At 64.3% G+C, this 21,208-nt stretch carries 20 protein-coding genes and 1 pseudogene; 19 read left to right on the plus strand and 2 right to left on the minus strand.

Annotated features, from left to right (window positions below):
• Positions 1 to 55: 55 nt before the first annotated feature.
• From AOT87_RS12920 to AOT87_RS12950, 7 genes and pseudogenes are all read left to right on the plus strand, one after another.
• The gene (locus tag AOT87_RS12920) at positions 56 to 526 is read left to right on the plus strand and encodes a toxin-antitoxin system HicB family antitoxin (protein WP_057969604.1); all 471 of its coding nucleotides are present in this window, start codon (positions 56 to 58) and stop codon (positions 524 to 526) included.
• A gap of 18 nt (positions 527 to 544) precedes the next feature.
• Complete coding sequence (locus tag AOT87_RS12925) at positions 545 to 1,297, plus strand: DUF4097 family beta strand repeat-containing protein (RefSeq protein WP_057969605.1); 753 nt, start codon at positions 545 to 547, stop codon at positions 1,295 to 1,297.
• Positions 1,298 to 1,318: 21 nt separating this feature from the next.
• Positions 1,319 to 2,494 (plus strand): 1-deoxy-D-xylulose-5-phosphate reductoisomerase, encoded by a 1,176-nt coding sequence (dxr, locus tag AOT87_RS12930; RefSeq protein WP_057966791.1) that lies wholly within the window; start codon positions 1,319 to 1,321, stop codon positions 2,492 to 2,494.
• Positions 2,494 to 3,729 (plus strand): M50 family metallopeptidase, encoded by a 1,236-nt coding sequence (locus AOT87_RS12935; RefSeq protein WP_057966790.1) that lies wholly within the window; start codon positions 2,494 to 2,496, stop codon positions 3,727 to 3,729. Before dxr ends, AOT87_RS12935 begins: the two co-directional genes overlap by 1 nt.
• Before the next feature lie 20 nt (positions 3,730 to 3,749).
• Positions 3,750 to 4,913: a flavodoxin-dependent (E)-4-hydroxy-3-methylbut-2-enyl-diphosphate synthase gene (ispG, locus tag AOT87_RS12940; RefSeq protein WP_057966789.1), complete on the plus strand. Its 1,164-nt coding sequence runs from the start codon at positions 3,750 to 3,752 to the stop codon at positions 4,911 to 4,913.
• Between the two features lie 124 nt (positions 4,914 to 5,037).
• A pseudogene (locus tag AOT87_RS12945) lies at positions 5,038 to 5,826 on the plus strand (GNAT family N-acetyltransferase); the annotation flags it as partial.
• A gap of 74 nt (positions 5,827 to 5,900) precedes the next feature.
• Positions 5,901 to 7,718: a penicillin-binding transpeptidase domain-containing protein gene (locus tag AOT87_RS12950; protein ID WP_057966787.1), complete on the plus strand. Its 1,818-nt coding sequence runs from the start codon at positions 5,901 to 5,903 to the stop codon at positions 7,716 to 7,718.
• Here AOT87_RS12950 and AOT87_RS12955 read toward each other — a convergent pair.
• A complete protein-coding gene (locus AOT87_RS12955) occupies positions 7,715 to 8,080 on the minus strand; it encodes a VOC family protein (protein WP_057966786.1) in 366 nt (121 codons plus the stop codon). The two genes, AOT87_RS12950 and AOT87_RS12955, sit on opposite strands and share 4 nt — an antisense overlap.
• Before the next feature lie 116 nt (positions 8,081 to 8,196).
• Here AOT87_RS12955 and AOT87_RS12960 point away from each other — a divergent pair, with 116 nt between their 5' ends.
• The 5 genes from AOT87_RS12960 to AOT87_RS12980 all read left to right on the plus strand — a co-directional run bounded on the left by AOT87_RS12960 (position 8,197) and on the right by AOT87_RS12980 (position 12,786).
• On the plus strand, positions 8,197 to 8,937 hold the full coding sequence (locus AOT87_RS12960; protein WP_057966796.1) for a L,D-transpeptidase: 741 nt from the start codon (positions 8,197 to 8,199) through the stop codon (positions 8,935 to 8,937).
• A gap of 31 nt (positions 8,938 to 8,968) precedes the next feature.
• A complete protein-coding gene (map, locus tag AOT87_RS12965) occupies positions 8,969 to 9,829 on the plus strand; it encodes a type I methionyl aminopeptidase (protein WP_044103988.1) in 861 nt (286 codons plus the stop codon).
• The gene (locus AOT87_RS12970) at positions 9,826 to 11,346 is read left to right on the plus strand and encodes a cobyric acid synthase (protein WP_057966785.1); all 1,521 of its coding nucleotides are present in this window, start codon (positions 9,826 to 9,828) and stop codon (positions 11,344 to 11,346) included. The genes map and AOT87_RS12970 overlap by 4 nt, the downstream gene beginning before the upstream one ends.
• Positions 11,347 to 11,429: 83 nt before the next feature.
• Entirely contained in the window at positions 11,430 to 12,050 is a 621-nt protein-coding gene (locus tag AOT87_RS12975) for a hypothetical protein (RefSeq protein WP_057966784.1), read from the plus strand.
• 109 nt (positions 12,051 to 12,159) lie between these two features.
• Positions 12,160 to 12,786, plus strand: coding sequence for an alpha/beta hydrolase (locus AOT87_RS12980; protein WP_078285373.1), 627 nt, complete (start codon positions 12,160 to 12,162; stop codon positions 12,784 to 12,786).
• Position 12,787: 1 nt separating this feature from the next.
• Here the strand turns inward: AOT87_RS12980 and AOT87_RS12985 are convergent, their stop codons facing one another.
• Positions 12,788 to 13,765 carry an alpha/beta hydrolase gene (locus AOT87_RS12985; protein WP_057966783.1) on the minus strand — a complete coding sequence of 326 codons (978 nt, stop codon included), beginning with the start codon at positions 13,763 to 13,765 and terminating at the stop codon, positions 12,788 to 12,790.
• A 107-nt stretch (positions 13,766 to 13,872) separates the two neighbouring features.
• Here AOT87_RS12985 and mqo point away from each other — a divergent pair, with 107 nt between their 5' ends.
• The 7 genes from mqo (at position 13,873) to AOT87_RS13015 (ending at position 21,190) form a co-directional block, all read left to right on the plus strand.
• Complete coding sequence (gene mqo, locus AOT87_RS12990; RefSeq protein ID WP_057966795.1) at positions 13,873 to 15,357, plus strand: malate dehydrogenase (quinone); 1,485 nt, start codon at positions 13,873 to 13,875, stop codon at positions 15,355 to 15,357.
• The gene (locus AOT87_RS12995; RefSeq protein ID WP_081343340.1) at positions 15,354 to 15,800 is read left to right on the plus strand and encodes a GNAT family N-acetyltransferase; all 447 of its coding nucleotides are present in this window, start codon (positions 15,354 to 15,356) and stop codon (positions 15,798 to 15,800) included. Before mqo ends, AOT87_RS12995 begins: the two co-directional genes overlap by 4 nt.
• Entirely contained in the window at positions 15,793 to 17,670 is a 1,878-nt protein-coding gene (locus AOT87_RS13000) for a VWA domain-containing protein (protein WP_057966781.1), read from the plus strand. The genes AOT87_RS12995 and AOT87_RS13000 overlap by 8 nt, the downstream gene beginning before the upstream one ends.
• 17 nt (positions 17,671 to 17,687) lie before the next feature.
• Positions 17,688 to 18,302 (plus strand): cob(I)yrinic acid a,c-diamide adenosyltransferase, encoded by a 615-nt coding sequence (cobO, locus tag AOT87_RS13005; protein WP_057966780.1) that lies wholly within the window; start codon positions 17,688 to 17,690, stop codon positions 18,300 to 18,302.
• Between the two features lie 27 nt (positions 18,303 to 18,329).
• A complete protein-coding gene (locus AOT87_RS13010; protein ID WP_057966794.1) occupies positions 18,330 to 19,661 on the plus strand; it encodes a cobyrinate a,c-diamide synthase in 1,332 nt (443 codons plus the stop codon).
• Between the two features lie 416 nt (positions 19,662 to 20,077).
• Entirely contained in the window at positions 20,078 to 20,365 is a 288-nt protein-coding gene (locus AOT87_RS29605) for a hypothetical protein (protein ID WP_081343342.1), read from the plus strand.
• 186 nt (positions 20,366 to 20,551) lie between these two features.
• Complete coding sequence (locus AOT87_RS13015) at positions 20,552 to 21,190, plus strand: MspA family porin (protein ID WP_057966793.1); 639 nt, start codon at positions 20,552 to 20,554, stop codon at positions 21,188 to 21,190.
• Positions 21,191 to 21,208: the final 18 nt, after the last annotated feature.

Here is a 21,208-nt window from a genome sequence, read left to right on the forward strand (position 1 = left end):
ACCTGATGCGACAGTGACACTTGTGGTGACACCGAAATGATGTCACCATGACACCATGGATTTGCAACCGTATGTCGACTCGGTGCGTCGGGACCTCGCCATAGCCGCGAAAGCGGGCGGCGCCGAGGCCGAAGAGCTCGCGGATCGATTGACTGCTCCGTTGGAATCGGCGATCCGGCTCGCCCTGCTTGACGCGCTGTCGGCGGCGGCCGAGCACATCACCCGAGAGCTCGCACCTGCTTCCGTCGATCTGCGGTTGCGTGGCCGCGAGCCGGAATTCGTAGTGAGCCGGCCGGTGGATCAACAGGAGGCTGAACCCGCCGCCGCGATCGACGAGAGCGCCGGCACCTGGCGAGTGACGCTGCGACTCCCGGAAAGCTTGCGCGCCGTCGTCGAGGCCGCCGCCGGAAACGAGGGGATCTCGCTCAACAGCTGGCTGGTCCGCGCCACAGCCGCTGCGGCCAAAAAGCCCTCCAGTTCAACAGTATTCAGTACGGGTCGCACCATCAGCGGCTGGGTCCGCTAACAAAGGAAAGGGAAAACCATGACTGCTCTGCCGGAATTTGAAACGCTTGACCCCATCGCCGCCAAGGTTGAACTCGCCCGCGGCACACTGCAGATCGTCGCGAGCCAGCGCACCAATACCGTGGTGGACGTCCGGCCACGTGATGCAGGCAAGGCGCTGGACGTCAAGACCGCTGAGCGCACCAAGGTCACCTTCTCCAAGGGATTACTCTCGGTGCTTTCTTCACAAGGGCTGACCTTCCGCACGGGCACCATCGACATCATCATTGAGCTGCCCAGCCAGTCAATCCTGGACATCGCGGTGGCGTCGGCCGAAGTGCGCGCCGACGGCGCGTTCGGTGACGTGCAATTTCAGTCGGCCAGTGGTGATTTGTTGATCGACACCATCACCGGGGACGCCCGCATGAACACCGCCTCGGGCGGGGTATCGATCCGAGAGCTCACCGGCGATGCCGGCTTCAACACCGCTCGGGGAGAGCTCGCCGTGAAGGAGCTGCGCGGCAATATCAAGGCCGCCTCGTCCTCGGGATCGGTGACCATTGGATCGGCGGTCGTCGGCGGACTGATCTTCGACACCGCCAGCGGCGATACCTCCATCGGTATCGCGATGGGCACCGCCGCCCGGCTGCAGATCGGCACCGCCAGCGGCGTCGTCACCAATTCGCTGGACTCGGTGGACGGACCGTTGGCGGGGGACGAGGAATTCCTCGTGACGGTGCGTTCGGCCTCCGGTGATGTCGAACTGCACCGTCCGGTGGGAGTCGCGGGCTAGCCCAGGCCGCACAATATGTAGGTGACACGTAGTTCAGAGGTCTGCCGGGTGTTGCTGCTCGGCAGCACCGGATCCATCGGCACCCAGGCACTCGAGGTCATCGCCGCCAACCCCGAGCGCTTCGAGGTCGTCGGCCTGGCTGCGGGCGGCGGCAACGTCGATCTGCTGCGACAGCAGATCGACGACACCGGCGTCACCAACGTCGCGGTAGCCGATAAGCATGCCGCCGAACGCCTTGACCTACCCGTGCTGAGTGGGCCTGGTGCCGTCACCGAGCTGGTGGAGAACACCGAGGCCGACGTGGTGCTCAATGCGCTGGTCGGAGCGCTGGGTCTACGTCCGACGCTGGCCGCGCTAAAGACAGGGGCACGGCTGGCGCTGGCCAACAAGGAGTCTCTGGTGGCCGGTGGGCCGCTGGTCACCAAGGCAGCGGCTCCCGGCCAGATCGTTCCCGTCGACTCCGAGCACTCCGCGCTGGCGCAATGCCTGCGCGGTGGTAGCCGTGGCGAGGTGGCACAGCTGATCTTGACCGCATCCGGCGGCCCGTTCCGGGGCTGGAGCACTCAGCAGCTTGAAGACGTCACGCCGGAGCAGGCCGGAGCGCACCCCACCTGGTCAATGGGGCCGATGAACACCCTCAACTCGGCCTCGCTGGTCAACAAGGGACTGGAACTCATCGAGACCCATCTACTGTTCGACGTGCCGTACCAGCAGATCGGTGTCGTCGTTCACCCGCAGTCGATCGTGCACTCAATGGTGACGTTCACCGACGGGTCGACCCTGGCGCAGGCCAGTCCGCCCGACATGAAACTGCCCATCGCCCTGGCGCTGGGGTGGCCGGACCGGGTACCCGCCGCGGCCATGGCCTGCGATTTCAGCACCGCGTCCACCTGGGAGTTCGAGCCACTGGATGCGAAGGTGTTTCCCGCCGTCGACCTGGCCCGGAGCGCCGGAGAGGCGGGTGGATGCATGACCGCCGTCTACAACGCCGCCAACGAAACCGCGGCCGCTGCCTTCCTGGCCGGACGTATCGGATTCAGGTCGATCGTGCGAACAATTGCCGATGTGCTTGATGCCGCAGGCCAATGGGAGGGAACCTCGGGAGAACCCGCTACCGTTGACGATGTACTCGACGCGCAGCACTGGGCTGACCAGCGGGCTGCGCAATTGATCCTGGCGGAGGAAAATCGAACCTGATGGCTGCGTACGCGATCGGAATTGCGTTGTTCGCGCTGGCGATCTTGGTATCGGTGGCGCTGCACGAGTGTGGGCACATGTGGGTGGCGCAGGCCACCGGCATGAAGGTGCGTCGCTACTTCGTCGGGTTCGGGCCGACATTGTGGTCCACCAAGCGCAAGAGCAACCGCGGTGCCAACGACGTCATTGAGTACGGCTTCAAGGCCGTCCCGCTCGGTGGCTTCTGTGATATCGCGGGTATGACCTCGGTGGAACAGCTCACTCCCGAGGAAGCCGACCGTGCGATGTACAAGCAGAAGGTCTGGAAGCGGGTGGCGGTGCTGTTCGCCGGACCGGCCATGAACTTCCTCATCGGCATCGTGGTCTTCTACGGTGTGGTCCTGTTCTGGGGCCTGCCGGACAACAATGCCCCCACACACCCGGAGATCAAGCAGACGAGCTGCGTGGCGGCGCAAAAGAGTGCCGACACCACGGACATGGCGACGTGCACCGGGGAAGGGCCGGCGGCGCTCGGGGGCCTGCGCGAGGGTGATCAGGTGCTCGCCGTCGCAGGCAAGCAGCTCAGCACATCCAGCGACATGGTCACCGCGATCCGGGAGCTGCGCGGTCCGCAGGTCTTCGAGATCATCCGCGACGGCAAGCAGCAATCGCTCCTCGTCAACGTCGCCGAGACACAGCGCTGGGATGAGAAGGCAGGCAAGCTCATCTCGGTGGGTGCCGTGGGTGCCTCGCTGGGCACCTACGTGCCGCAGAAGCACTACAACCCATTGACGGCGGTTCCCGCCACCGGAAACCTCATCGGGACCGTTGCCGTCGAAACCGTAAAGGCCATCGGAAAGATCCCCACCAAGGTCGGTGCCCTCTGGGACTCCATCACCGGTAGTGAGCGGGCGATGGACACTCCGATGAGCATCGTTGGTGCGAGCCGCATGGGCGGCGAGACGGTCGAGCACGACATGTGGATCATGTTCTGGATCCTGTTGGCGCAGCTCAACTTTGCGCTCGGTGCCATCAACCTGCTGCCGTTGCTGCCGTTCGACGGAGGACACATCGCGGTGGCCACCTACGAGAAGCTCCGCAATATGGTCCGGTCGGCGCGCGGGCTCGCGGCAGGAGCTCCCGTCAACTACATGAAGTTGATGCCGGCGACATATCTCGTTTTGGTGGTGGTGGTCGGCTACATGCTGCTGACGATCACCGCCGACATCGTCAACCCGATTAGACTTTTTCAGTAGCGATCCAAACGGAGGATCACATGACCAGCCTGGGCATTCCGAGTGCACCGCCGCCGACACTGTCGCCACGGCGCAAGACACGTCAGCTGATGGTCGGAAGCGTGGGAGTGGGAAGCGACTCGCCGGTGTCGGTCCAGTCGATGTGCACCACCAAGACCCACGACGTGAACTCGACCCTGCAGCAGATCGCCGAGCTGACCGCCTCCGGCTGCGACATCGTGCGCGTCGCCTGCCCGCGGCAGGAGGACGCCGATGCGCTCGCCGAGATCGCCCGTAAGAGCAAGATCCCGGTCATCGCCGATATCCACTTCCAGCCCAAGTACATCTTCGCGGCGATCGACGCGGGCTGCGCCGCGGTGCGCGTGAATCCGGGGAACATCAAAGAGTTCGACGGCCGCGTCAAGGAGGTCGCCAAGGCCGCCGGTGACGCCGGGATCCCGATCCGCATCGGCGTGAACGCCGGCTCGCTCGATCCGCGCATTCTGGGCAAGTACGGCAAGGCGACACCGGAGGCACTCGTCGAGTCGGCGCTATGGGAGGCCGGCCTGTTCGAAGAGCACGGCTTCGGAGACATCAAGATCAGCGTGAAGCACAACGACCCGGTGATCATGGTCGCTGCCTACGAACTGCTCGCCTCGCAATGCGATTACCCGCTCCACCTCGGTGTCACCGAGGCCGGCCCGGCATTCCAGGGCACCATCAAGTCGGCCGTCGCCTTCGGTGCGCTGTTGTCCAAGGGCATCGGCGACACCATCCGGGTGTCCCTCTCGGCGCCACCCGCCGAGGAAATCAAGGTGGGCAACCAGATCCTGGAATCGCTCAATCTGCGTCCGCGGAAGCTGGAGATCGTGTCCTGCCCGTCCTGTGGCCGCGCGCAGGTGGACGTCTACACCCTGGCCAACGCAGTTTCCGCCGGGCTTGAGGGTATGGAGGTGCCACTGCGCGTCGCGGTCATGGGATGCGTCGTGAACGGACCGGGTGAGGCTCGCGAGGCCGATCTGGGCGTGGCGTCCGGAAACGGCAAGGGGCAGATTTTCGTGAAGGGCGAGGTCATCAAGACCGTGCCGGAGGCGCTGATTGTCGAGACACTCATCGATGAGGCCATGCGTTTGGCCGAGGAGATGGGCACCGAGATCGGAACCGACGGAACTCCTCCTGGCCAGCCGGTCGTGACCGTAAGCTGAACAAAGCTCGGCGTAACGGGACACACGGGAGCGATTGCCGATGACGACAACACTGCCGGCGCACGGTGCGCCCGGAGCGTCGTCGTCCGATGCCGTTCGCGTCCTCGGACTATCGGATACTGAGGCGGTGCGTGCGGTCCTGGACGCCGACCCGGTGGCCTCCTGCATGCTCGCCGCACGCGTCGAGGCTCGCGGTGCCGATCCCACGGCCATCGGTGGCGAGATCTGGTCCACGGGAGTGTTGACCGATTCCCTGTGCTTCGTCGGGACCACGATCATTCCTCTGGCCGGCGGTCCCGAGGCCACCCGGTTGTTTGCCGAACGCGCCATTGAGCAGCACCGTATCTGCCCCTCCCTGGTCGGCCCGGCCGATGTGGTGCTCGACATGTGGGGCCATCTCGATCCGGTCTGGGGCCCCGCGCGCGAAGTCCGCGCCTGCCAGCCCCTGCTGGCGATGCTCGACGCGCCGACATGTGCCGTCGACTCCGCGGTACGGCAGGTGCGCGCCGAGGAACTCGACCCGTATTTGAACGCTTCGATCCAGATGTTCATCGGCGAGATGGGTGTCGATCCGCGCAACGGTGATGGCGGCCGTGGGTACCGGCGGCGGGTGGCCGGCCTCATCGAGGCGGGCAGGGCGTGGGCACGTTTCGAGGATGGGCGGGTCATTTTCAAAGCGGAGGTCGGATCGCAATCGCGGTGCGTGAGCCAGATCCAGGGCGTATGGGTTGACCCGGAGTTCCGTGGCCGCGGGCTCGGCACTGCTGGGGTGGCCGCCGTGGCGGCAGCGGTCCATCGCAGCAGCCGCATCCCCAGCCTGTACGTGAACAGCTTCAATGAAGTGGCCCGTGCGTCTTATGCCCGGGCAGGATTTACGCGCATCGGCACATTCGCGACGGTTCTCGTTAGCTGATTCTGGCGAGCTAGTGCTCGCTACGCCCGTGCGCCTGCGGGGTTTTGGAGGCTCACGGCCATAACATCGACCCGATGTTCAGACGTGTGTGGTTCCTGCCGTTGTTCGGCACCGCCCTGTTGGTGGCCGGCGCGGTCGCGTGCACCCCGCGCCCCGACGGGCCCGGTCCGGTCGCAGAGAAGTTCTTCGAGGCGCTGGCCAACGGTGACACCGCCTCGGCGGCGAAGATGACCGATGACCCCGATGGCGCGAAAGTGGGTTTGGATCAAGCTTTCTCGGGCTTACAGGCAACTTCATTCAAGGCCGCCGTGAACGGATCGCAATACACTCAGGACACCGGTAGCGCCGACGCGACGTACGTCTGGCAATTGCCCAGAAAGCGCACCTGGACCTATAGCGGACGCTTGGAGATGCTGCGTACCGCGGGCAGTTGGCAGGTCCGCTGGGCACCGAGCGACCTGCATCCCAAACTCGGTGAGCGCCAATCGCTCTCGCTGCGAACCGATCCCGCCAAGCGGGCAACGGTCAACGAGTCGGGCGGTACCACCGTGCTGGCGCCGGCCAACCTGTACAAGATCTCCTTCGACGCGTCGCAGGCCGGTAAATCGCTGATGAGCACCGCCACCGCGCTGGCCGATGCCATCCGGCCCTACGACGACCAGATCAACGCTGCCTCGCTGGCTGAGCAGGCGAGCGCCCAGACCTCGCCGATGAATCTCATCACGCTGCGCAAGGACGATTGGGACAAGGTCTCCATCGCGCTGGAGACGCGGCCAGGGGCATTGCGACCCGGCGTGGTGATGACGCAGATCGCCGATCTGCTGCCCACCGATGATCGCTTCGCACCCGATATCGTCGCGCAGGTCAAGAAGGCAGTGCTCGATGAGCTGGATGGCGAGGCCGGCTGGCGGGTGGTCAGTGTCAACCAGAACGGTGTTGACACCGCGGTGCTCAACGAGGTGAAACCCAATCCGGCTCCGTCGAAGACGATCAGCCTGGATCGTGCCGTGCAGAACGCGGCGCAGAACGCTGTCAACACTCGCGGTCAAAAGGCCATGATGGTGGTGATCAAGCCGTCGACGGGGGACATCCTGGCGGTCGCGCAGAACGCCGCTGCCAACGCCGACGGTCCACTGGCCACCACGGGTCTGTTCCCGCCCGGATCGACATTCAAGATCATCACCGCGGGTGCGGCGCTCGAGCGCGGCATGGCCACTCCGGACACCATGGTGGGCTGCCCGAAGCGAGTCACCATCGGAGACCGCAGCATCCCCAACTACAACGAGTTCGATCTCGGCACGGTGCCCATGTGGCGGGCCTTCGCGAATTCGTGCAACACGACCTTCGCCAAACTGGCCAGTGAGATGCCGTTGGACGGTTTGACCGTCGCCGCTTCGCAATTCGGCATCGGTCCGGATTACGACGTCGCGGGGATCCCCACCATCTCCGGAAACGTGCCGCCCACGGTCAACCTGACTGAACGCACCGAGGATGGTTTCGGGCAGGGCAAGGTGCTGGTCACGCCGTTCGGCATGGCGCTGGCCGCGGCAACCGTCGCCAACGGAAAAACGCCTGTACCGCAGCTGATCTCGGGCCAGACCACCGGAATCACCGGTGAGCGTCCGCCGGTGACGTCCACAATGATCGACGGCCTGCGCGGAATGATGCGCGAGACCGTGCTCAGCGGCACCGCGATGGACCTCAAGGGCGAGGGTTCTGTCTACGGGAAGACCGGTGAGGCCGAGTTCCCGGGCGGTTCACACGCCTGGTTCGCGGGGTATCGCGGCGACATGGCCTTCGCCACGCTGATCGTCGGGGGCGGCGGCTCGGAAGCCGCTGTGCGGGCCACCCGCGTCATGTTCCAGTCGCTGCCGCCGGACTACCTGGCCTAGTCGGCGCTTGGCGCCAGTACGCAGAATTCGTTGCCCTCGGGATCGCCGAGCACGATCCAGCTCGATTCGCCCTGGCCGACGTCAATTCTGGTAGCGCCATGTTCTAGAAATCGATCCACCGCAGCCTGCTGGTCGGCACCGCGAAAGTCCAGGTGCAACTTGTTCTTGGCCACCTTCGGGTCGGGGGTCCCCAGGAAGAACAAGGACGGTGGATGTCGGTCGGGCTGGAACACCTCGACGGCCCCGTCATCGTCGATCGCGTACGGCCACTCCAGCGCGTCGGCCCACCAACGGCCGAGTGTGGCCGCATCATGGCAGTCGATCACAATCGCTTCTAATGTGAGTCCGGCGGACAGCCCCATGAAGCCGATTGTGCTCGCTGTCGCTAACGTTCCGCCGGGCGATTACGAACTACCATGTAGTAAAACAGCATCCAGGGAGGATCGAGAGCTTGCGCAGAGCATTTCGGAGTGTGCTTGTGGTGACCGGGCTCGCCAGCCTCCTGATGAACGTGGCCATCACCACACCAGCGACCCTCGGCCAGGCAACGGCCGCATCCCCTCGCGGGGTGGCATCCGTCTCACCCACGCCGGGTCAGACGGTCGGGGTGGCCATGCCGGTGACGGTTCATTTCGTGGCCCCTGTCGCCGATCGGCCCGCCGCGGAGCGTTCCATCAATTTCTCCGCGTCGAAGGTTCCGTCCGGGACATTCAGCTGGGTGGACGATGCGACGGTTCGTTTCACTCCTCGTGAGTATTGGCCCGCGCATTCGTCGATCACGGTGTCCGTGAACGGCGTGAGCGGTATGAAGTACAAGTTCCAGACCGGCTCGGAGGTGCTGGGCATCGCCAGCATCAGCGCGCACACCTTCACGGTCAAGATCGACGGCACGGTCATGCGTGAGATGCCCGCGTCGATGGGAAAGCCCAAGCACCCCACACCGGTCGGCTCGTTCACCGCCCTGGAAAAGCAGAGTCCGGTGGTCATGGATTCGCGGACCATCGGTATTCCGCTGAATGATCCGGAGGGCTACAAGCTGACCGTGTACTACGCGGTGCGGGTCACCTGGGGTGGCGTCTACGTGCACAGTGCCCCGTGGTCGACGGGAGCGCAGGGCAATTCGAACGTCAGCCACGGCTGCATCAACCTGAGTCCCGACAACGCGGCCTGGTACTACAACACCGTCGGTATCGGCGACCCCATCGTCATCAACGCGTAGCGATCTCGGCAGGCCCCGCTACGCTGCCTTCATGACTGTTCGTGCCGCATTGCGTCCGGGAACGCTGTCTCCCGAGCGCCAGGTTCCCGTGTCGATCGACCGCCCCGAATACGTGGGCAAGTCCGAGGTCGCGGAGGCCATCGGGGAGCCGTACGTTCAGACACCCGAGGTCGTCGAGAAGATGCGCGTCGCCGGCAGGATCGCGGCGCAGGCGCTGGCGCTTGCCGGTGAGGCCGTGGCCCCCGGGGTCACCACCGACGAGCTGGACCGGATCGCCCACGACTACATGGTTTCCCAGGGTGCCTACCCGTCAACGCTGGGGTACAAGGGATTTCCCAAGTCGTGCTGCACGTCGCTCAACGAGATCATCTGCCACGGGATACCGGACTCGACCGTGATCGAGGACGGCGACATCGTCAACATCGACGTCACCGCCTACATCGACGGCGTGCACGGAGACACCAATGCCACATTCCTGGCGGGGAATGTCTCCGAGGAACACCGGCTGCTGGTAGACCGCACCCGGGAGGCAACCATGCGGGCCATCAATGCCGTCAAGCCGGGCCGGGCACTCAGCGTCGTCGGACGGGTGATCGAGGCCTATGCAAAGCGTTTCGGTTACAACGTGGTTCGCTCCTTCACCGGGCACGGTGTGGGCCCCACGTTCCACAACGGGCTCATCGTGCCGCACTACGATGACCCCAATCTGGACATCGTCATCGAGCCGGGCATGACGTTCACCATCGAACCGATGATCAACCTCGGATCGCTGGACTATGAGATCTGGGACGACACCTGGACAGTGGCGACCACCGATAAACAATGGACCGCGCAGTTCGAGCACACCATGGTGGTCACCGACGACGGAGTAGAGATTCTGACACTGCCATGACGGGCGCCGTGTCCGGCGCGCTGCTGGTAGGGGGCGTCAGCTCCGACGCCGGTAAGAGTCTGGTGGTGACCGGCCTGTGTCGGCTACTGGCCCGCAAGGGGATTCGTGTCGCGCCGTTCAAGGCACAAAACATGTCCAACAACTCCGTGGTGACGATGGACGGGGGAGAGATCGGACGCGCGCAGGCATTGCAGGCACGCGCCTGCGGCCTGGAACCTTCGGTCCGATTCAATCCGGTACTGCTCAAGCCCGGTAGTGACCGGACCTCGCAGCTGGTGGTACGCGGGCAGGCGACAGGGAACGTTAGCGCGCGTTCCTATATCGAGCATCGCGAGGAACTGCGGCAGGTGGTGGCCACGGAATTATGTTCGCTGCGTGCGGAATTCGATGTGGTTATCTGCGAGGGTGCCGGCTCGGTCGCCGAAATCAACCTGCGAGCGACCGATATCGCCAACATGGGGCTGGCACAGGCCGCGGGCCTGCCGGTGGTGCTGGTCGGTGATATCGACCGGGGCGGTGTGCTGGCCCACCTGTTCGGATCGGTGGGCGTGCTCGAGCCCGCGGATCAACGACTCGTCGCCGGATTCATCGTCAACAAGTTTCGTGGTGACCGCACACTGCTGGATCCGGGACTCGAGCAGCTTGCCGCGCTGACCGGCCGAACCACCTACGGTGTGCTGCCCTACGACGACCAATTATGGCTTGATGCAGAGGATTCGGTCTCTGTGGTGGCATCGGCTCAGGTGGGCCGCCCCGCCACACCCATCGGGAGGGAATGGCTCCGGGTGGCCGCGGTGCGCCTGCCCCGAATCTCCAACTCGACCGATATCGAGGCCATCGCGTGTGAGCCCGGGGTGATCGTGCGGTGGGTTGCTCATCCCGCCGACATCGCCGATGCCGATGTGGTGGTCCTTCCCGGCACCAAGGCCACCGTCGCCGATCTGGCCTGGATGCGGGGCAACGGGATCGCCGACGCGGTTGTCGCACATGCCCGTTCGGGCGGCCCGGTGCTGGGCATTTGTGGCGGGTTCCAGATGCTTGCCACCACGATCGATGATCGCGTCGAGTCGGGTGCCGGCACGGTCAGTGGCTTGGGTCTGCTCGATATCGACATCGCCTTTCAACCGGTTAAGACGCTGCGGCACTGGCAGTCTCCGGGGCTGAGCGGCTATGAGATCCACCACGGAACGGTCACCCGCTCGGCGGTGCTGCCGTGGCTGACCGATCATCACGAGGGCGCTGCCCACGGTGCGGTCCGGGGCACCCATTGGCATGGCCTGCTGGACAACGACGATTTCCGGCGCAGATGGCTCACCGAGGCGGCGTCCGCGGCCGGACGCTCGGGATTCACCGTCGCGGCGGACACCAACGTCGCGGACCGCCGTGCGGCTCAGCTGGACAGATTGGCCGATCTCATCGACACCCACATCGACGTCGATGCGCTGGCAGCCGTGTGGCAAGAAGCCGGTCGTCCGGGATCGGAGCCGTCATATCCGGTAATCGAGCACAGTCGGTGATTGGGGCGCGGGTCGAATAGCCTGTGCGGGTGCACCGGGGCTTCAGGAACATCACAGCTATCGCAACATTCACACTGGCGCTAGTGGGCTGCACCCAGACGGTGTCGGGTACCGCCACCTGGCCGGGGGCGCGCATCGCGCAGTCGCTCCTGACGGCCGATGAGCTGCCGCAGGGCGCCAAGTACGACAGGGTTGTCGCCGATCTGGGGCCGGTGACGGTCAACAACCAGCAGGTAATCGGTGCGATGCCCTCGAATCCGCAAGGATGCGCGGACGGCTTGTCGCCCCGTTTGGCCAATGCGGGTAGAGCGGGCCCCGAGAACACCGCGCGATACATCGCGCGGTTCAACGGCGCGAACATCATCGTCAGCCTGTTGCGCGACACCATCGACCTGGCCAACGTGCAAGCGGTGGCGACCCGGTGCGCCAAGTACGAGGTGTTCTTCGACAAGAACTCGCCCGGGACGCCGATGATCACCGATCCGGTGCAAGGCGGACCTGTCGGCGTCCTCGTCTACAAGCAAACAATGATCATGCCCAAGGGCACGACTTCCCGGTACATGGCTTTCGCGAATATCCGGGGCGTGGCGATGGTGGCGACATCCTTCGACCTGCGCGATCCGTCGGTCAAGGCAGTCGCGACCATGCCCCATACCTTCCTGGACATCGTGGCGAAACAGGTCGACAAGATCGAACGCACCTGACGGCTCTGGGTGAAAGTTTCCTGAAAGGGCTGGTTAAAAGCCCAACCGGAACGGTCGCACTCAGGTAGCGTGCGCCCATGCCCAAGGTCTTCGCGCAAGCGGCTCATCTATGAGTCCGCCGCCCGAGCTTCGCCCCCCGCGCCCAGGGCCTCCACCTGCGCGTGACGGTGAATTGCACCAGGTCGTCACGATTGACGGCCGTACGGTGCAGGTCAACGTTTCGGGGCCGGATAAGGGAACCACCGTCGTCATGCTGGCCGCTGCCGGGCATTTCGCGCTCAGTTATCGCTCGGTATGCGAGCGGCTGCACACCGCGGGGCTGCGCACCGCGGTGATCGGCCACGACCCACATCTTCACGCCAAAGCCATCACCGGAGTGCTCGACGACATCGGCGTCAAGGTTGCGCTCCTGGTGGGAGATCGTGCGGGCGGTGAACTGGCCTGGGATCTGGCTGCCAGCAAACTCGACAGGTTTATTGGTCTCGTGGCGATCGACCGTGGACACCCGCGGGTCGCCGACCGCGCCGGGCTGATCCGGGACAAGCACTGCCCGCCGGTGGAGATCAATACCACCGTCTTGGTCACCTCGGACGCGACCCGTGCCATCGCCCGCGCCAGCCAGCGCTTCGTCTACGGCGACTATCGGATTGTCGAACTGATGGGCCGCCGATCGGCGACTCGTGACCTCACGCCGGAACTGGCGGCCGAGGTGGTCCTGCGCAGCAGCTCCTGGTGAGCTAGCTGCCCGCCTCGTACCAGTCCAGCCAGGAGTTCAACTCCCCGTAGGCCCGTGTGCGTGGTTCCGCGACCGACAAGAACACATCGTGTTTGGCATCGGGGATCGGGATGACCCGTTGATGGTTGCCGATGCATCCCGCCCAGCGCGCGATTTGCTGAACATCCAGCACCGCATCACCGTGCAGTGCCGCCGCCGCGCTGACGTCGCCCGGGAGGCTGCGGTCCGAGCGCAGGATCAGGTTGGGCACCCCGACGTCCAGGCCGCGATGTAGTTCGGCGTGCCCACGCCGGATCGCACTGATCCACCCGAACCGCACCGGAAATCCGCCGACCGGCTTCCATTCCAGGTTGTAGTCGAACTCTCCGTGGAAATCCTTGTGCAGGCTCGCTCCGTATGCGCCTTCGTGCGGAAGCGGAATCGCTTGTTTGGCGCGGAACCTCGAAATCGCCTTGACGGCCGCAGTGGTGCCGCCGCTGCGGAGGAGAGGACGGCCCTGAAGATCCAGCCAGGGGCTGTTGAGGATGAGACCCGAAACATCGCCCAGGCCGGTGGACACCCGTAGACGGTTGAGCCACAGCGAGACGATCAGACCGCCGGCGGAGTGCCCGTACACGAGCAGCGGTGCACCTGCGCTGTGTCCGGTGATGATGTTCACCGCGGCGTTGAGCTCGGCGTCGTAGAGCGATAGGTCGCTGATGTAGTGCGGGGTTTGGTGAGCGCGCCGGGAACGCCCGCATTTACGCAAGTCGAGCGCGAAGAAGCGATAGCCGCGGGCCGAGAAATGCTCGGCAAGCTCGGTGTGGAAGAAGTAGTCGGTATATCCGTGCACCATCAGCACCGCGCGCCCGGTATCCGGCTGAATTTCCGGCCGCACCAGTGTGGCGGTAATTACACCTTCGCCGTCAGGGTCAATGCCCAGTTCAATGGTTTTTCGAAGGTAGCCATCGAGGACATCGGATTCCCATGTCACGGGCATAGCCTAGTTGAAGGAATGACTGAATTACCCGCGCGATAACCTGTGTGTACTCCCCGGTAGTGGCGAAGCGTTGCCACTCCATCAGATTCGAAAAGGACAGTGAACCGGTGTCAAAAGCGCAGGTGGAGCAGACAGACGTTGCCCTGATTGGGTCAGGGATCATGAGCGCGACGCTCAGCGCCTTGCTGCGATTGGTCGAACCGGACCTGTCGATCACCTTGATCGAGCGCCTTGATGCGGCCGCCAGCGAAAGCAGCGACCCGTGGAACAACGCGGGTACCGGGCACTCGGCGCTCTGCGAGCTCAACTACACGCCGCAGAAGGCAGATGGCTCGATCGACATCACCAAGGCCATCACCGTCAACGAGCAGTTCCAGGTGTCGCGCCAGTTCTGGGCCTACGCCGTTGAGAACGGTGTACTGCCCGACGTCCGCGGATTCCTCAACCCCATCCCGCATGTGAGCTACGTGCACGGAGCCGACAAGGTCGAGTTCCTTCGTAAGCGCCACGATGCGTTGGTCGGCAACCCGCTGTTCGCGAAGATGGAGTTCATCAACGACGACGACGAGTTCGCGCGCCGACTGCCGCTCATGGCCGCCGGACGTGATTTCTCCGAACCGGTGGGATTGAACTGGAGCCAGGACGGGACCGATGTCGACTTCGGTGAGCTGTCAAAGCAGCTGGTGGGCTTCGGAGTCCGTACCGGTACCAACGCGATTTTCGGTGTCGAGGTCCGCAACATCAGCCGTGAGAGCGACGGTGGATGGCTTCTCAAGCTGGTCAACGGTCGTACGGGCGAGAAGCGCAAGCTCAAGGCCAAGTTCGTATTCGTCGGCGCCGGCGGTGGGGCTCTGGGTCTGCTGCAGAAGGCCGGAATCCCCGAAGCCAAGGGCTTCGGCGGGTTCCCGGTGAGTGGTGCCTTCTTGCGCACCAACAACACAGATCTCACCGAGGGGCACAAGGCCAAGGTGTACGGCTTCCCGCCGCTCGGTGCCCCGCCTATGTCCGCGCCGCATCTGGACACTCGCGTGATCAACGGCAAGGAATGGCTGCTTTTCGGACCGTTCGCCGGGTGGTCGCCCAAGTTCCTGAAGATGGGCAAGATCACCGATCTGCCCTCGACGGTGAAGCCCAATAACCTGGCGTCGATGATCGGTGTGGGTCTGACGGAGTTCGGTCTGGTGAACTTCCTGCTGAGCCAGTTGCGTCTGACACCGGACGATCGAATCGACATGCTGCGTGAATTCGCGCCCAAGGCACAGCGTTCCGATTGGGAGCTGATCACCGCCGGGCAGCGCGTACAGGTTATTCGGCCGGCCAAGGGCAAGGGTGGTGCGCTCGAATTCGGGACCATGGTGCTCAATTCGGCCGACGGCAGCATCGCCGGCCTGCTCGGGGCGTCGCCGGGTGCCTCCACCGCGGTGCCCGCCATGCTCGACGTCATGCAGCGTTGCTTCCCCGACCGGTTCGCGAACTGGATGCCCAAGCTCAAGGAAATGATTCCGTCGCTCGGCATCAGCCTGTCGGACGAGCCGTCACTGTTCGGTGAGGTATGGGACTGGGGGACACAGGTTCTCGGCCTGGAGCAGTGAGTACGGGGTGGTCCTGGTCCGCTGACCTGGACGCCGCGACACTCTACGGACTGCTGCGGTTGCGTGCCGAAGCATTCATTGTCGGCCAGAACTGCGCCTATCAGGATCTCGATGGTCGTGATCTCGAACCAGAGACCCGGCACTTCTGGATCAAGAACGAGAACGGCGATGTCGTCAGCGGCCTACGCGTGCTCGCGGATCCTGGCGGATCGGGTTTCTGGATCGGGCGGGTGTGTACGGCGGAGCACGAGCGTGGCCGCGGGCATGCGGCGCACCTGGTACGTGCGGTACTGACAGAGATCGACGGCGCACGCTGTCGTTTGAATGCGCAGGCACACCTGAAGGACATGTATGGCAAGCTGGGATTCGTGGTCTCCGGTGATGAATTCCTCGAGGACGAGATTCCGCACGTGCCCATGACCTGGAAGGCCGGAAATGGCTAGCACCACAGACGTTCCGGGCTATCCACTCAGTGCGATAGTCGGGCACGACCAGTTGCGGCTGGCACTCGTGCTTTCTGCGGTGCGCCCCGATATCGGTGGAGTGCTCATTCGTGGAGAGAAGGGCACTGCCAAGTCGACGGCGGTTCGTGCGTTGACGTCAGTGCTGCGAACGGTCGATGGTGCGCGTCTGGTCGAGCTACCGATCGGTGCGACCGAGGATCGGGTGGTCGGATCCCTCGACCTGCAAAAGGTCTTGCGCGATGGCGAACACGCTTTCTCCCCAGGGCTTCTGGCGCGTGCCGACGGCGGCGTGCTCTACGTGGACGAGGTCAACCTGCTGCATGACCATCTCGTTGACGTGATCCTCGATGCGGCGGCGATGGGCCGGGTGCATGTCGAGCGTGATGGCGTATCTCATTCCTACGATGCGCGATTCGTACTGATCGGCACCATGAATCCCGAAGAGGGGGAGCTGCGCCCGCAGCTGCTCGACCGTTTCGGATTCGCGGTCGATGTACATGCCTCACGCGATGTGGCGGTGCGCGCCGAGGTCATCCGCAGGCGCCTTGCGTACGAGGCTGACCCGGCGGGGTTCGTGACGCGCTACGCATCCGAGGAGGCCGAGCTGGCGGCGCGGATTGCCGACGCCCGGCGCCTGCTGCCGCGAGTCGTCCTGCCTGACGCTGAGCTACAGCGTGTCGCGGCGTTGTGCGCGGCCTTCGATGTGGATGGGATGCGTGCCGATCTGGTGGTGGCGCGTGCCGCCGTCGCGCATGCGGCATGGCGTGGTGCCGAGGTGGTCGGCGAGCCCGATATCCGGGTGGCCGCCGAGTTGGCACTGCCTCACAGGAGGCGCCGGGACCCGTTCGACGAACCCGGCCTGGATCCCGAACAGCTCGACCAGGCGATGCGCGATAGCGCGCCGCCGCAGGATCACGGCCCCGGCAACGACGATCCGGATCCCGATCCGGACGGCCCCGGTGGCGGCACGCCGGAACCTTCCGCGAACCCGCCCAAAAACGATGATTCACAGCAGGATTCGTCATCGGCGCCGCCGCCGCGGCAGAGCCCGGCGCCTTCTGCGACCTTTCGTGCGAAGACATTTCGGGTGCCCGGCGTCGGTATGGGGGCCCCGGGACGACGCTCGGCCGCACGCAACCGCACCGGCAAGGTCATCGCCCCGAGCTCCGATGAGGGATTCGGGGTACACGTAATCGGCACGCTGATGTCCGCGGCTGGCCGGGTGACCGAACCCGGCAGGCTGCCCAAACCGGTGCTGTCTGATCTGCAGTGGGCGATCAGGGAAGGCCGCGAAGGCAATCTGGTGATTTTCGTAGTCGATGCGTCCGGGTCGATGGCGGCACGTCAGAAGATGTCGGCGGTCAGTGGTGCCACCTTGTCGCTGCTGCGTGATGCGTATCAGCGACGCGACAAGGTTGCGGTCATCACCTTCCGCGGTCAGCAGGCGGCCACACTGCTGGCGCCGACGAGCTCGACGCATATCGCGGGGCGCAAGCTGCAGCAGTTCGATACTGGCGGCAAAACACCGCTGGCACAAGGACTTTTGGCGGCTCGGGATTTGGTGGCCCGTGAGCGAGGCCGCGATCCGCATCGCCGCGCGCTCGTGGTGGTGCTCACCGATGGCCGGGCTACCGGCGGGCCGGATCCGTTGGGCCGTACACGTCGAGCCGCAGGGATGTTGCGCGCCGAGCAGGTTGCGTGTGTGGTGATCGATTGCGAGACCTCTTTCGTGAGAATGGATCTGGCAGTCACACTGGCCCAGCAGCTTGATGCGCCGGTGATGCAGTTGGATCATCTGAACGCCGACCGGCTTGCCGGCGTGGTGCGCGGCGCCACTGCCGCCGCGTGAGATAGCGGAGGGGTTCAATGCCACAGGGACAACCGTTGGTGGTGCCAGAGGACGGGCTCACCACCAAGGCGCGGAGGAACGCACCGATACTGGCTGTGCACACGGGTGTCGGAAAAGGTAAGTCCACAGCCGCTTTTGGTATGGCGTTGCGGGCTTGGCATCACGGTGCCGACGTCGCTGTGTTCCAGTTCGTCAAGAGTGCGAAGTGGCGCGTCGGTGAGGAGTCGGTCTTCGGCGAGCTCGGCAAGCTGCACGACGAGCACGGGATCGGCGGCTCGGTGCAATGGCACAAGATGGGTTCAGGGTGGTCCTGGTCGCGTAAGTCGGGTACCGAGACCGACCACGCCGCCGATGCGGCCGCCGGATGGGCCGAGATCGCGCGGCGGCTGGCCGCGGAGGAACACGGCTTTTACGTGCTCGACGAGTTCACCTACCCGCTCAAGTGGGGGTGGGTGGATGTGGATGAAGTTGTCGAAGTACTTCGTTCCCGCCCCGGCACACAGCATGTGGTCATCACCGGACGCGACGCGCCACAACAGCTTCTGGATGCGGCCGACCTGGTGACCGAGATGACGAAGATCAAGCATCCGATGGACCAGGGCCGTAAGGGCCAACGCGGTATCGAATGGTAGAGCGTGGGGTCCGCTAGCGTTCCCGCGATCGTGATTGCCGCTCCCGCCTCGGGAAGCGGGAAGACCACGGTGGCCACGGGTTTGATGGGCGCGTTGCGACGGGCCGGGCACGCGGTGGCCCCGTTCAAGGTGGGGCCGGATTACATCGATCCCGGATATCACAGCCTGGCGACCGGTAAGCCGGGCCGCAACCTCGACAGCGTGCTGGTGGGTTCGGAGTTGATCGGCCCGTTGTTCCGCCACGGCGCGCACGGCGCGGATATCGCTGTGGTGGAAGGGGTCATGGGTCTCTTCGATGGGCGTATCACCGATGAAAAGGGCTCTACGGCCGAGATCGCGGGCCTCCTGAACGCGCCGGTGGTGTTGGTCGTGGATGTGAAGGGGCACAGCCAGAGCCTGGCGGCACTGTTGCACGGATTCGTGGTGTACGCCGCGGAGGCGGGCATCAGGATCGCTGGCGTGATCCTCAACCGGGTTGGGTCGGCACGGCATCGGGCGATCCTCACGGCGGCGGCCGATCGTGCCGGACTATCGGTACTGGGTGCGCTGCCGCGTACCGAGAAGTTGTCGGTTCCTTCGCGCCACCTGGGGCTGGTGACGGCTATCGAACATGGCCAGGCTGCCCTCGACGCGGTGGACGCGATGACCCACTTGGTCGCCGAACATGTGGACCTGCCCGCGATCGTCGCTGCCGCGCGTAGCGACGTGGCGACGGTTGCGTGGGATCCGGTGGACGTTGTCGGCGCCCCGGTGGCCGGCGAGCCGGTGGTCGCGTTGGCGGCGGGTCATGCGTTCACGTTCGGATATGCCGAGCATCGTGAGCTGTTGGCCGCGGCGGGTGCGGTGGTAGCCGAGTTCGACCCGCGCCGTGATGCCCTGCCCGACGAGACCTCAGCTCTGGTGCTGCCGGGGGGATTCCCGGAACAGTTCGCCACCGATCTGTCGTCCAATGAGCCACTGCGTCAACAGGTCCGTGACATGTCCGGGCCGATACACGCCGAATGCGCCGGCCTCACCTACCTGTGCAACGACCTCGACGGGGCTCCGATGTGTGGCGTGATCGACGCGCAAGCCCGCTTCACCGACTCACTTACCCTCGGATACCGCGAGGCGGTCTCGATCACCGGCTCCACCCTCTTTGATGAGGGAGAACGGTTGAGCGGGCATGAGTTTCATCGCACCACGGTCGACTACCGCGACGACACCCGACAGCCCGCCTGGGCCTGGGGCGCTGTCGGCGGCATCCGCCGCGAGGGCGTGGTGGCGGGAGAGGGGCGCATTCACGCCTCGTATCTACACACGCATCCGGCGGCGAACCCCAGGGCGGTGGTCCGGTTCGTGTCACGCGCCGCCACCTAGCGGCATAGACCGCAGGCTCTGAGCAGAGGGCGATAGTGGCAAATCCGCATAGTATGCGTGATTCGTGACATGAACCACCTAAAAATTCTCGATCTACGACACCGCCCGCCCCCCCGAAGACGTCAGCTGATATGTAGGCCCAGCCACTGGCATCAGTCTCAGGCTTTTGAAAGCCCACATGCGTGCCGATCGAACTCATGTATGCGAAGTAATACGCCCAATCACGAAATCGCTGACGCTGTAGAACGAAAACAGCTGTGACAGAGAATATTTAGGGGCTACAAGGCTTAGTACTAGAGCAGCGAAATTTGCCTGGTACCATCGTTGACATGCCGGGCCGCGGGGTATCTAAGTACCAGCTGCGCTCTGCGGTCGTACTGGCAATTTTGTGCTTATTCTTCGGAAGCGCTTGCCTGTTGCCCAGTGAGAGTTCGCTTTTAGCAAATGCGGCGACCTCGGCCTCGTTGTATGACACTGCCGAGGTTCATCATTGGGAACCCGTGCAGCACGGCATGGCCGTCACCCGTATCCGGCATGGGTTGATTGTGCAGCCGGTCGGTCTGCCGCTCGCCGTGTGGGTCTTTTCGCTTGGTGCCGCGGCACTGTTGGTTCTGTTGACGTCACGTCGCAGTGCGGTACTTTCACATACCCCGGATAATGCTGGGTGGCAACGACTTCTGTATCTAGGGATCAGTCGGCGCTGAGTGCTGCCGAGGCGGTGATGACTACCCGTCTTGTGCGAACCGAACCTTCACCAGCCGTGCAACGCGTCTTTTCCGTACGCCTGGGCGGCTCCATTTCCGATGATTGGACTGTTTTCTCGTGGCGACTTCTGCCTCTTTGTATGGAATTTCGTTGATTGTGAGCTTGCGCGTTGAATGGTGGATCTCATGATTGCGCGCCTTATATGCACAGGCTTCTTCCTGGCCGCGGCGGGGCTAACCGAGGCGGCCACGGCCGTCGCGGAGCCAAAAGATATGGCACCGCAGCTATATTCGAAGACCACGCGCGATGGATGGCATCTTGAGATCCGGCTGGACAACGAACGTGTCAATTCGGTGCCCAACCTGGCCGGGGCCGCCAACTCACGCGAGGCCTTCATTACGCTCTCGGGCACCGCGACCGCGACCGGTGGTGCCAACCCGATTACCGATAGCCTCTTCCTCATTGGCTATCAGCTCGGTTGCCAGTCCGACGTGTCATCCGGATTGCAGATCGGCGGATCTGCTGGCGTCGCGCCGTCAGTGAACGTTGGCGTGCTTCCGCTGCAAACAGTGGGCGTTGGTGGCAGTGCCGGAGTCAGCGGCTTTGTGCAAACCGTGTTGCAACCAGGCGTCATTGTCAATCTGCCGCTGGGCAACATGGTGTTGTCGTCGGGCAATACAGGGGCGTTGGATCTGGACAACGTGCACGTGAAGGCCGATGCCTGCGGAGGGGATGTCACTATTCGGTCCTTTGCCTCACTGCGTGTGTCCACCGGATTCGGTCACACCGAGTTCGCCATCTACGGCGACCCGATCAAGATCTGAACAATGCGATTATTTTGC

The sequence above is a fragment of the Mycobacteroides sp. H003 genome, from assembly GCF_001440135.1.
Taxonomy (GTDB): Bacteria; Actinomycetota; Actinomycetes; order Mycobacteriales; family Mycobacteriaceae; genus Mycobacterium; species Mycobacterium gwanakae.